General features: G+C 59.5%; 12 protein-coding genes. 7 read left to right on the top strand and 5 right to left on the bottom strand.

The features are described from left to right. Position 1: 1 nt before the first annotated feature. The 3 genes from moaA to ACNOHI_RS14010 form a co-directional block, all read right to left on the bottom strand. The gene (gene moaA, locus ACNOHI_RS14020; RefSeq protein WP_420475285.1) at positions 2-1,117 is read right to left on the bottom strand and encodes a GTP 3',8-cyclase MoaA; all 1,116 of its coding nucleotides are present in this window, start codon (positions 1,115-1,117) and stop codon (positions 2-4) included. A gap of 30 nt (positions 1,118-1,147) precedes the next feature. Further along, entirely contained in the window at positions 1,148-2,479 is a 1,332-nt protein-coding gene (chrA, locus tag ACNOHI_RS14015; RefSeq protein ID WP_420475284.1) for a chromate efflux transporter, read from the bottom strand. A gap of 95 nt (positions 2,480-2,574) precedes the next feature. Next, positions 2,575-5,340: an Rne/Rng family ribonuclease gene (locus ACNOHI_RS14010; RefSeq protein ID WP_420475283.1), complete on the bottom strand. Its 2,766-nt coding sequence runs from the start codon at positions 5,338-5,340 to the stop codon at positions 2,575-2,577. 283 nt (positions 5,341-5,623) lie between these two features. On the opposite strand from ACNOHI_RS14010, the gene ACNOHI_RS14005 reads away from it, so the two are divergent. The 5 genes from ACNOHI_RS14005 (at position 5,624) to ACNOHI_RS13985 (ending at position 9,177) form a co-directional block, all read left to right on the top strand. Next, on the top strand, positions 5,624-5,776 hold the full coding sequence (locus tag ACNOHI_RS14005) for a hypothetical protein (RefSeq protein ID WP_420475282.1): 153 nt from the start codon (positions 5,624-5,626) through the stop codon (positions 5,774-5,776). Between the two features lie 264 nt (positions 5,777-6,040). Continuing rightward, complete coding sequence (gene rluC / locus ACNOHI_RS14000) at positions 6,041-7,048, top strand: 23S rRNA pseudouridine(955/2504/2580) synthase RluC (RefSeq protein WP_420475281.1); 1,008 nt, start codon at positions 6,041-6,043, stop codon at positions 7,046-7,048. A gap of 53 nt (positions 7,049-7,101) precedes the next feature. Next, a complete protein-coding gene (locus tag ACNOHI_RS13995; protein WP_420475280.1) occupies positions 7,102-7,761 on the top strand; it encodes an HAD-IA family hydrolase in 660 nt (219 codons plus the stop codon). 7 nt (positions 7,762-7,768) lie between these two features. Beyond that, entirely contained in the window at positions 7,769-8,140 is a 372-nt protein-coding gene (locus ACNOHI_RS13990; protein ID WP_420475279.1) for a Rieske (2Fe-2S) protein, read from the top strand. Between the two features lie 29 nt (positions 8,141-8,169). Continuing rightward, positions 8,170-9,177 carry a S49 family peptidase gene (locus tag ACNOHI_RS13985; RefSeq protein WP_420475278.1) on the top strand — a complete coding sequence of 336 codons (1,008 nt, stop codon included), beginning with the start codon at positions 8,170-8,172 and terminating at the stop codon, positions 9,175-9,177. Positions 9,178-9,467: 290 nt separating this feature from the next. Here ACNOHI_RS13985 and ACNOHI_RS13980 read toward each other — a convergent pair whose 3' ends face one another. Next, a complete protein-coding gene (locus tag ACNOHI_RS13980) occupies positions 9,468-10,217 on the bottom strand; it encodes an SAM-dependent methyltransferase (RefSeq protein ID WP_420475277.1) in 750 nt (249 codons plus the stop codon). Continuing rightward, on the bottom strand, positions 10,214-10,837 hold the full coding sequence (locus ACNOHI_RS13975; RefSeq protein ID WP_420475276.1) for a Maf-like protein: 624 nt from the start codon (positions 10,835-10,837) through the stop codon (positions 10,214-10,216). Before ACNOHI_RS13975 ends, ACNOHI_RS13980 begins: the two co-directional genes overlap by 4 nt. Before the next feature lie 105 nt (positions 10,838-10,942). On the opposite strand from ACNOHI_RS13975, the gene ACNOHI_RS13970 reads away from it, so the two are divergent. Further along, a complete protein-coding gene (locus ACNOHI_RS13970; RefSeq protein ID WP_420475275.1) occupies positions 10,943-11,440 on the top strand; it encodes a YceD family protein in 498 nt (165 codons plus the stop codon). Positions 11,441-11,521: 81 nt separating this feature from the next. Further along, positions 11,522-11,704, top strand: a complete 183-nt coding sequence (rpmF, locus tag ACNOHI_RS13965; protein WP_057293158.1) for a 50S ribosomal protein L32 — start codon at positions 11,522-11,524, stop codon at positions 11,702-11,704. Positions 11,705-11,830: the final 126 nt, after the last annotated feature.

Genomic DNA, 11,830 nt, shown 5'->3' with positions numbered 1-11,830 from the left:
CTCAGCCTCCGATATAGGACATTTCAACCTTGCGAACAGCGGTGTCCGGCATGGTCGTGCTTGCGGTGCGCAATTCAGAGTAACGGTCCGCGCGCCGGCGCCAGAGGTGTGCAATGGCGGTCGCCAGTTCGGCATCGTTACGCCCGCCGCGGATGAGTGCGCGCAAGTCGTGGCCGCTCGTGGCGAACAGGCAGGTGTAGAGCTTGCCTTCGGTCGAAAGCCGCGCGCGCGAGCAGTCGCGGCAGAAGGCGCGAGTGACGCTCGAGATGACGCCGATTTCGCTGCCATCGTCCTGGTAGCGCCAGCGCTCGGCCGTTTCGCCTGTGTAGTTGGGTTCGATTTCCTCCAGCGGCATTTCGGCGCCGATGCGGCGGATAACCTCGGCGGAAGGCACGACCTCGTCCATTTTCCAGCCGTTGCTGGCGCCGACGTCCATGTACTCGATAAAGCGCAGGATGAAAGGGGAACCCTTGAAATACCGCGCCATGGGCAGGATCTCCTGGTCGTTCATGCCGCCCTTGACCACCATGTTGACCTTGATCGGTCCGAGGCCCACCGCATGGGCGGCATCGATTCCTTTCAGGACATCGGAAACCGCAAAGTCGACATCGTTCATGCGCTTGAATACCGCGTCATCGAGCGCATCGAGCGACACGGTCACCCGGCCCAGGCCTGCATCCTTCAGGGCACGTGCCTTCCTGGCGAGGAGGGAGCCATTCGTCGTCAGCGTGAGGTCGATGGACTCGCCTTCCGGCGTCGTCAGCACGCTCAGCATCCCGATCAGCCGTTCGACATCCTTGCGCAGCAGGGGCTCGCCGCCGGTCAGGCGGATCTTGCGCACGCCATGCGCCACAAAAACCTTCGCGATCCGCGTGATTTCCTCGAAGGAAAGCAGCGAGGAATGCGGCAGGAATGCGTAGTTCTTGTCGAACACTTCCTTCGGCATGCAGTACACGCAGCGGAAGTTGCAACGGTCCGTGACGGAAATCCTCAGGTCATGCAAGGGGCGCGCAAGGGCGTCCTGCAGCAGGCCGTCAGGCTCCTCAAGGACATCGGGAACCTCGGGGGCCGTGGAGAGCAATCGATGATCCGCAACGGGGATAATTCTTTCGGACATGCTGGTGATGCGGTCAATATGGAGTGAGTTCTAAGATACCACGAGACCAATCAGCGCACAGGCGCCAATCAGGGTAATGGTACCGACCTTGTAACGAAGCAGTGCGATGGCGGCGGCAGCAGCGATTGCCATTGACAGGAAATCCCATTCGTTGATCGGGCGGTCGAGCCGGAAGACATGCTCGGCGAAGAAAACCGCCAGGCTGACAATGACGCCAACGACGGCGGCGGAAATGGCGGTCAGGGGGGCGGTCAACTTGATGTTCCCCCGCGTCGACTCTACCATCGGCCCGCCGGCGAGGATGAAGATGAACGATGGCAGGAAGGTGAAGAAGGTTGCCGTACTCGCGCCGGCAATTCCCGCAAGCAGGAGCGCATCCGTTCCGAACACGGCCTTTGTCCATGCACCGACATAGCCGACGAAGGCAACGATCATGATCAGGGGCCCCGGTGTCGTTTCTCCCAGTGCAAGGCCGTCGATCATCTGTGCGGGCGTCACCCACTGGAAGTGCTCGACCGCACCCTGGTACACGTAGGGCAATACGGCATAGGCCCCGCCAAAGGTGAGCATGGCCGCTTTGGTAAAGAACCATCCCATCTGCACGAGAGGACTGGACGCACCGAAAAGTGCGGCCAGCACGGCCCAGACGATTCCGCCCAATGCGATCCCTGCGACGCTTACGATCGCGAGCTTTGTCCACGAAAAGCGGGCATGGGCAGGCGTCGGCGTGTGGTCGTCGATCAGGGCGGGACCATAGGATGCTTTTCCGGCACTCGCGTGTCCGCCGCCAAGATGAAATTTTGCAGGAACGAGCCGGCCACCGAGCAAGCCGATCGCGCCGGCCGACAGCACGATAAGCGGGAAGGGCAGGTCAAGGAAGGTAATCGCCACGAACGCTGCGACTGCAATACCGGCGAGTAATCCGTTCTTCAGGGAGCGGCTTCCTATGCGCCATGCGGCGGCGAGCACGATGGCGACGACAGCGGGCTTGATTCCAAACAGCAGCCCGGCGACCGCCGGCGTGTTTCCAAATACGACATAGACCCAGGACAGGCCGATCAGGATCAGCAGCGAAGGCAGGACGAACAGCGTGCCGGCAATAATCCCTCCCCATGTCCGGTGCATGAGCCAACCGATATAGACAGCAAGCTGGGTCGCTTCCGGTCCGGGCAGGAGCATGCAGTAATTGAGCGCGTGCAGGAAGCGGTGCTCGGAAATCCAGCGACGCTTCTCGACCAGATCCGCGTGCATGATCGCGATCTGCCCCGCTGGCCCGCCGAAGCTGATGAAGCCCAGTTTCAGCCAGTACCAGAAAGCCTCTTGCAGGGTCACGGTCGCCGGCGTCTGCAGTTCGTTCTTCATGTGCAAATGAATGTCAGGGGAAACAAAAAGGGAGCATACGCTCCCTTTTTGCATTCTTGCCATGGAACCGGTTCAGGTCATGGCAGGGCTGGTGGTTACCGGCGGGTTTCGACCTGGATCAGCGGCTCGCTGGAAACCGGCGGCAGCGGCTTGCGAACGCGCGGGATGCGCGGCGCCGGCACGATGCGTTCAGCGGCTTCCTGAGCTGCGCGCAGCTTTTCAGGATCGGTAACAGCCAAGGTCAGCCCGGCTGCAGACAGGACGTCGCGCAGTTGATCCAACGGCATCGGCGCAGGTGCGACAGACACTGCCGGTGCGGCAGCAGGCGCTGCCGGGATTTCTGCACGTGGCGTTTCCACAGGAGTGAACGCAGGCGCAACGGGAGCGGGGGCAACGACGGCTTCCGCAACCGGGGCAGCGTCAACCGCTGCTTCAGCCACGACTGCTTCCGAAACTGCCGGAATATCGGCCGGAGCGGTGATTTCCGCAATTTCCAGCTGCACGGCTTGTTGCGCTACGACACCATCCTCCACGCCTTCCTGTTCGGAACCGGCAATGGCTTCGCCACCTTCGCGATCACGGCGATTGCGATTGCGTCCGCCACGACGACGGCGACGACGGCGCTCTTCGCCTTGCTGTTCGCCTTCGGTTTCCGTGCCCGGAGCCGCGTCCAGCACGGTTTCTTCCTCTGCTACCGGAGTCTGTTCCTGGGCAACCAGCGCAGGTACGGCGGCAACAGCCGGGATCGCCTTCAGCAAGTCTTCTGCCGGCGCGGCTTCCTTGCGCTCTTCGCGCTGGCGTTGCTGGCGCTCGCGGCGCGATTCGTTGCCTTCGCGGGGTTCGCGCGGCTCACGTGCTTCGCGGGATTCACGCGGCTCGCGCGGTTCCCTGGTCTCACGAGGCTCACGCGGTTCGCGCGGAGGGCGGGGTTGGCGCTGCGGCTGGGGCGCGTCTGCGGCCGGGGCGGCTGCCTGCTTCACCGTCTCTTCGCGGACGGCGGAGGTGTCACGCTCTTCACCACGATCGCGACCACCGCGGCCACGGCGGCTGCGGCCACGACCATTGCGGTCGCCGCGCTCACGTGCCTGCACAGGCTTTTCCTCGACCACGGGAGCGACCGGGACGACAGGTGCCACGGGCTTCTTGCGGAAGAAACCGAAAACGCGGCTAAGGAATCCTTCTTCCACGACGGGCGCCGCCACCGGAGCCGGAGCAGGTGTGGGCTCAACCGGCTTGCGTTCGACGATCGGCGCCGGCTGGTCCGGGGTAATACCCTTGACCACGGCTTCCTGTCGCGGACGCACTTCTTCCTTCTGGCGCTTGTTGTAGCTGATGTCGGTATCCGCTTCCTCGGCCATGTCGTAGCTGGCCTGCGGTTCTTCCAGACGCGGGTCGTCGTGCTTGATGCGCTCGAGTTTGTAATGCGGGGTCTCGAGGTGCTTGTTCGGAATCAGGATGACCGTCACGCGATGGCGCGTTTCGATCTTCAGGATTTCGCCGCGCTTTTCGTTCAACAGGAAAGCAGCCACGTCGACCGGTGCCTGCACGTGGATCGCGGCGGAGTTCTCCTTCATCGACTCTTCCTGGATGATGCGCAGGACTTGCAGTGCGGAAGACTCGGTGTCGCGGATGTGGCCGGTGCCGTTGCAGCGCGGGCAAGTCACGTGGCTGCCCTCGGACAGCGACGGACGCAGGCGCTGGCGGGACAGTTCCATCAGGCCGAAGCGGGAAATCTTGCCCATTTGCACACGCGCGCGGTCGTAGCGCAGCGCATCCTTCAGGCGGGTCTCGACTTCACGCTGGTTCTTTGCGTTCTCCATGTCGATGAAGTCGATCACGATCAGGCCGCCCAAGTCGCGCAGGCGCAACTGGCGGGCCACTTCGTCGGCGGCTTCGAGGTTCGTGTGGAGCGCTGTAGTTTCGATGTCGCTACCGCGGGTGGCGCGGGCAGAGTTGACGTCGATGGAAACGAGGGCTTCGGTGTGGTCGATGACGATGGCGCCACCGGAGGGCAGGGGGACGGTGCGGGAGTAGGCGGTTTCGATCTGGTGTTCGATCTGGAAGCGCGAGAACAGCGGCACGTCGTCACGGTAGCGCTTGACCCGGTGCACCATGTCCGGCATCACGTGGCTCATGAATTGCTGGGCCTGTTCGTAGATGTCGTCGGTGTCGATCAGGATTTCGCCGATGTCGGGCTGGAAATAGTCGCGGATGGCGCGGATGACCAGCGAGGATTCCTGGTAAATCAGGAAGGCGCCCGGTGCGGACTTGCCGGCGCCTTCAATCGCACGCCACAGTTGCAGCAGGTAATTCAGGTCCCACTGCAGTTCTTCGACGTTGCGGCCGATGCCTGCGGTGCGGGCAATGACGGACATGCCGGACGGAATTTCCAGCTTGTCCATGGTTTCGCGCAATTCCTGGCGGTCTTCGCCTTCGACGCGGCGGGAAACGCCGCCTCCGCGCGGGTTGTTCGGCATCAGGACCAGGTAGCGGCCTGCAAGCGAAATGAAGGAGGTCAGTGCCGCGCCCTTGTTGCCGCGCTCTTCCTTCTCGACCTGGACCATGATTTCCTGGCCTTCGCGCAGCGCATCCTTGATGGACGCGTTACGGACGTCGATGCCTTCCTTGAAGTAGCTGCGCGCCACTTCTTTGAAGGGCAGGAAGCCGTGGCGTTCTTCGCCGTAATTGACGAAGCAGGCTTCCAGTGACGGTTCGATGCGGGTGATGACACCCTTGTAGATGTTCGACTTGCGCTGTTCGCGACCGGTCGTCTCGATGTCGATGTCGATCAGCTTCTGCCCATCGACAATGGCCACGCGCAGTTCTTCCTGCTGCGTGGCATTGAACAACATACGTTTCATTGTTATTTACTCCGTGACTCTTGGGTCAACTAGACCGCGAACGGCTTCGCCGCCGCGGCAACTGGTACAGGGATGTACGCGAGGTCGGAGTGCTTGAGGGAGGGAATTGCCTTAGTGTGCGGAAGCGCAGTACATCAGCGCGGGAACCGCAACGGGGCGCGGATGTGACTGAAACGGATGCCGAGCGCACGCAGCATCCGCATCGCGCAGTCCGACCGGGGCGTTATGGGCCGGGTCGGGCGCAGCGTCAGGCAGCGAGCATTGTGATGGAGCCAGGTGAATCATGGCATTCAGCGAAATCGGCAAACAGGGGTCAATCACATCAACCAGCGAGCAACCTTATACAGGCATGCTCGCCAGACATATCCTTGGTATTCAAGCAATCTTGTCCAGCGTCGATGCGCGCTATCCGATTGCAACTGCGGTGCAACCCTGACTCGCACAAGGACGATGCATACACGTCTTTTGGGTACCTGGAAAACAACCGGGCGCCCGGACCTGGATTGGCGGGACGCGACGCACTCCTGTGCATCTTCGCTCCTCTGACCCTGGTCCCGGGCACTCTTGTCATTTTCGTGGCGCCCTGTCCATCGAATTTGCAATTCGGCGAGGCTGATGGACACGCCCCTGTGTAGAATGTGCTTTTTATTCTCACACGCGTGCCGGTTTGTAACCGACACGAAATAATTATATCTGCAAAATGAAGGACTTAGCGAGATTTTCTGGAGGGCGGACTGATTCGGCTCCAATTGAACAGTCTGCGCAGGCATCCGCTCAGGTTCGCCTCGTAACCATTTCCGAGGATGAAGCAGACCAGCGCATTGATAATTTCCTGTTACGCGTTTGCAAAGGCGTCCCGAAAAGCCATATCTACCGCGTGCTTCGCTCCGGCGAGGTGCGTGTCAACAAGGGAAGGATTGACCAGACGTATCGCCTGAAGGAAGGCGACGTCGTGCGCATACCGCCCATTCGAGTTGCTGAAAAGTCAACCCAGGCGGTGCCCGGGGCGGAATTCTCGATCCTCCTTGAAGATGCGCACCTGCTGGTGATCGACAAGCCGGCCGGCGTAGCGGTGCATGGCGGTTCGGGCGTCAGCTACGGGGTTATCGAGCAGCTTCGTGCCGCACGGCCGGAGGCGAAATTCCTCGAGCTGGTCCATCGGCTCGATCGGGAGACGTCTGGCGTATTGCTCCTGGCCAAGAAGCGTTCGGCCCTGACGGACTTGCATGAGCAGATTCGCGAGGGCGAATTGGACAAGCGCTACCTGGCGCTGGTTCAGGGTGAGTGGAAGAACACCCGTCAGCATGTCAAGTTGCCGCTATTTAAATACACGACGCCGGATGGCGAGCGCCGTGTCCGGGTGCAGGCGGACGGCCAGGCTTCCCATACCATCTTTAACCTTGTCCGGCGGTTCGGAGACTTCGTCCTCCTGGAAGCAGAGTTGAAAACAGGGCGAACGCACCAAATCCGCGTCCATCTCGCCTCGAGCGGCTTCCCGATCGTCGGCGACGACAAGTATGGCGATTTCGGTCTCAACAAGGCGCTGCAAAAGGCCGAGGGCGATCGCGTCGCGCTCAAGCGCATGTTCCTCCACGCATTTCAGGTCACGTTCAGGCATCCCGCCACCGGGGCCGAGGTTACGCTCAAGGCGCCGCTTCCCCAGGAGTGCGAGCGCTTCCTGAAGAGCATTGAGAAGAAAGCCGCCTGAGTCGTCTCCTCGATTTCAAATTCAATAAAACTCGCAGCAGTGCTGCACTGATAATGGCAAAAAAGAAATTTGACCTGATCGTATTTGACTGGGATGGAACACTGATGGATAGCACGGGCACCATCGTGACGTGCATCCAGGCTGCGGCGAAGGACTTGGGACTGCCCGTTCCTGACGACAAGCAGGCGGCCTATGTGATCGGCCTGGCTTTGCCGGAAGCAATGCAGGCCGTTATCCCCGGCCTTGAGCCGAAGCATTATCCGCATATGGTAGAACGTTACCGTTATCACTACCTCGCCAAGGACAAGGGCTTGACTCTCTTCGATGGCGTCAGGGAAATGCTTGCCGACCTTGCCCAGGATGGATATTTCCTCGCAGTTGCGACCGGAAAAAGCCGGGTAGGCCTGAACCGCGCGCTCGACGCGGCCAACCTGCTCTCTGTCTTCGATGCGACCCGCTGCGCCGACGAGACCTTTTCCAAGCCTCACCCCGCCATGCTCCAGGAATTGACGCGGGAACTTGGCCAGGACATGCGGCGCACATTGATGATCGGCGATACTACGCACGATCTGCAAATGGCAGCAAATGCCGGGGCGGCAGGCGTGGGCGTGCATTATGGCGCGCATTCGGCACCGGAGCTGCAGGCACTCGACCCTATGTTTATCGCAAGTTCCGTAACGGAATTGCACACATGGTTGCGCGAAAATGCATAATTCCCCCATGGATGAGATCGCGATTCCAGTGTGCGCTTCGTCTGCTTTACAAGAGGGCGGAAAAGGTATCCGGTTTCCGGTGACCGCGGGCGGCGAAGACAGCACGGGATTCGTGGTTCGCTACGACAACACGGTCTATGCCTACCTGAACCGTTGTGCCCATGTCCCTATTGAATTGGACTGGAATGAGGGAGACTTCTTCGAATCCAGCGGCTTGTACCTGATGTGTTCGACGCATGGTGCGTTGTACACGCCGGAAACCGGGCGCTGCGCCGGAGGGCCATGCAGGGGAGGCCGCCTGCGTCCGATCAACGTGTTCGAGCAAGATGGACAGGTTTTCTGGCGCCCCGACGACTATATCAGGCCGGCCAGGGCCTGAACTGAATGGAAAACAGTGAGTATTGAGCGATGATTGAAGATAATTTCGAAGAGCAAAACCAGATTCGCAACTCGGTGCCGTCGGCCAGTCCCGCTCGCAGCGCGGGTTGGGAGCGGGAGGTCCTGGAGAAACTGGCGTTTGCCACGTTGCGGGAGCAGCGTGCAGCCCGGCGCTGGAATATCTTCTTCCGCTTCATTACGCTCGGCCTCATCGGATTCGGAATGTGGATTGCATTCGGATACGGCCAGCAGGATGCGGAGATCGTTGGTCCGCATACGGCACTGATTGAAATCGAGGGTACGATTGAATCCGGCGCGTCGGGATCTGCCGATTCAGTGATCCAGGCGCTCAACAGGGCTTATTCGGATGACAGCTCTGTTGGCGTCATCCTGCGCATCAACAGTCCTGGCGGCAGCCCTGTGCAAGCAGGCATGATCAATGACGAAATTGTGCGCCTGCGCCAGGAATTCCCGAAAAAGCCTCTATATGTGGTGGTAGATGAAATCTGTGCCTCGGGCGGGTATTACATTGCCGCCGCCGCGGACAAGATTTTCGTCAACAAGGCGAGCATTGTCGGCTCCATCGGTGTGCTGATGGACGGCTTTGGGTTCACTGGCCTGATGGATAAGGCCGGGATAGAACGTCGGTTGATGACCGCTGGCGAGAACAAGGGCTTCCTCGATCCGTTCAGCCCGCAGAGCGCCAAGCACCGCAACTACGCTCAGGACATGCTCAATGAGGTGCACCAGCAGTTCATCGACGTCGTGCGCCAAGGGCGCGGCAACAGGCTGAAGGAGACGCCTGAAACGTTCTCGGGCCTTTTCTGGAGCGGATCGAAGGCGGTCGAGATCGGACTTGCGGATGGATTCGGTACGGTTGATTCTGTTGCGCGCGATGAGCTCAAGGTGGAGGACATCGTCGACTATACCCAGCACGAGGGACTATCCGAAAAGTTGCTGAAAAAATTCGGCGGCGCCGTTGGAACTGCTGTCGTGAATTCGCTCTGGAGCACTTCGGCACGTCCCGCGTTCCGGTAAGTTGCACTCGTAATATGCCCCTATGATGCCGCTCCGTGCCATAGGGATTTTTCAAGACGCAGAGTGGCGGATGACCTTGAATCCTGTTCCTTGCTGCGTATACTGTGGATGTCTGGTGCCGGTTTCGATCCTGTACCGCACAAGAAGCACGCTACCGGAAAAACTCTCGGACCAGATGTCAGGCGCCGCGTCTCGGACGCGGCTTTGAGAGGCATGATGGCCTTCTCAAGAACTGCCCGATTGGGCATGCAAAACGGCGGCGCAATACCGCCGTTTTGCGCGTTTACAGGCTATGGCGCCAGCATGAGGAATACGGTTGGACGCTTGTGAAGAACTTCGATTTTCCCTGTCGCAATATCGCTTTTCCAATTCGCGGCGGTTTGAGTGCGAATCAATTCGGATGGTAGCGACAAGTCGGTTGCGCAGCATATGAGGGTGCTTGGCTGGCATGTCGTCGCAAAGGCCTCGATTAGTGCCGAATTCCGGTAAGGCGTTTCGATGAACAGCTGCGTTTGCTTCTCCTGGCGCGAGCGCTCCTCCAGAAACCTGATCCGCTTCGTACGCTGGCCTGCGTCAGTTGGCAGATAGCCGTTGAACGCAAAGCTTTGCCCGTTCAGTCCGCTTGCCATGACCGCAAGCAGGAGGGATGAGGGGCCGACCAATGGCCGCACCGTTATGCCCTTGGCGTGCGCAAGCCGGACAAGATTGGCGCCGGGGTCGGCAACCGCAGGAACGCCCGCCTCTGAAATCAGCCCGCCATTCCGGCCTGCGTGCAATGGCGCAAGGAGCAAGGGCAGCGACTTTGCATCAGTATTGACGTTCAGCTCGCTGATCTGGATTTCCTGGATTGGTTTGCATAGAGGGTGCCGCGATCCGATGCGCTTCAGGTGCGCGCGCGTTGTCTTTGCGTTTTCAGCGATGAAGTAGTCCAGACGCGACGTGATCGCCTGGATCTCTTCAGGGATAACAAGATCCAGCGACAATTCGTCGCTGCCGGGTGTGCCGAGTGTATTGGGAATCAGGTAAAGAATGCCGGTCATGCGGATTCACAGCCAAAAAAAGGGATGCCCCGCCGGCGCAGCATCGAACACAATGCGATTAAAGGCAGGCCGGTTAATGCGGTCGGGTCGCTGCTCTCGATACTCTCGATAATCGCAATTCCAAGTCCTTCGTTCTTTGCGCTGCCGGCGCAGTCGTAGGGCTGTTCAATGCGCAGGTAGGCGTCAAGCTCATTGTCCGGCAGGTCGCGAAACGTGACGAAGGTCTGGACGTTCTCGATTTGCACTTGTTCTGCCGGGTTCGTTGTGCGGCCGTCCCAAAGGCACAAGGCAGTGTGGAAAACGACTTTTCGGCCGCGCATTTGTCTCAATTGGCTCAGCGCATTTTCGTATGTTCCCGGCTTGCCAATCTGGTCTCCATCCAAAGTGGCAACTTGGTCGGAGCCGATGACAATTGCATCCTGATTACAGGAAGCGATCGAAAAGGATTTCTCCTTTGCAAGTCTAAGTGCGGTCTGTTCCGGTGCTTCATCAGGCAGCGGCGTCTCATCGATATTCGGCGCGGCAGTTTCGAAAGGCAAATGCAGGCGCGACAACAATTCCTTGCGATAGCGGGAGGTGGACGCGAGGATAAGGCGAGGAAAGGCGACAGGGGAGGGCATTGGGAGGTCTGTTTTGAATGATCGCTCAACAAAAGCGGCCTAACACTTTGACGAATAAGGGAAAAGCCTGTTATTATCGCAGGTTTTCCGGGTTCGACTCGACGTATGAATGCTTTTGTGATCGACGCCTTTGAATTTTGTCGGCTCAAGGAGCGTCGCGAAGGGGAAATTCCCGTCGCCGACTTGCCCCGGCTGGCAGAGGAATCGGTCGACAAGGCCGGCTCCGTGCGCTGGGTGTTGCAGGGTGGCAGCGACTTGCGCGGGCATCCGCAGTTGGATCTGGCAGTGTCAGGTGCACTGAATCTGATGTGCCAGCGTTGCTTGACGCCGTTTGAATTTCAAATCGAGTCCGAGGCGACGCTAATTCTTGCGCAGGATGAAGGCAGTGCGGACGAAATTGACGCCCAGCTCGCGGACGAGTCCGTTGAGGTCATCGTGGGTAGTCACAGTTTCGACGTGACGCAAGTGATCGAAGACGAGGCGTTGCTGACGATCCCGTTGTCGCCGAAGCACGATGTCTGTCCGGATTTGACGGTGAAGGTGGCCCCGCAAGAGGTCGTGAAGGAATCGCCGTTCGCGGTGCTGAAGAAACTCAAGCAGTAGAAGTACATAAGGATTCCCGGGGTGCAAGAGTTTGCAGGCCGGATATGTTAAAATTTCAGATCTTAAGGTTTAGGAGTCATCATGGCCGTTCAACAGAATAAGAAGTCCCCGTCCAAGCGTGGTATGCACCGCTCGCACGATCACCTCAGCGTTCCGCCGCTGGCAGTTGAGCCGACCACCGGCGAAACGCATTTGCGTCACCACATCAGTCCGAATGGCTACTACCGTGGTCGCAAGGTCCTCAAGACCAAGAACGACGAGTAATTGCAGTCATTGTTCGAAGGCGAAAAGCGGCGCAATGAGTTTGACTTGGCGCCGTTTTTTCATATGCTGAAAAAGTGCATCGCGTCATTTTGAGTCGCGCCGGATCTGGCCCGCTAGCTGGTTAGA

It is taken from the genome of Noviherbaspirillum sp. ST9, assembly GCF_048799745.1.
Lineage (GTDB): Bacteria > Pseudomonadota > Gammaproteobacteria > Burkholderiales > Burkholderiaceae_D > Noviherbaspirillum.
This window is presented reverse-complemented; position numbering and strand designations above follow the sequence as displayed.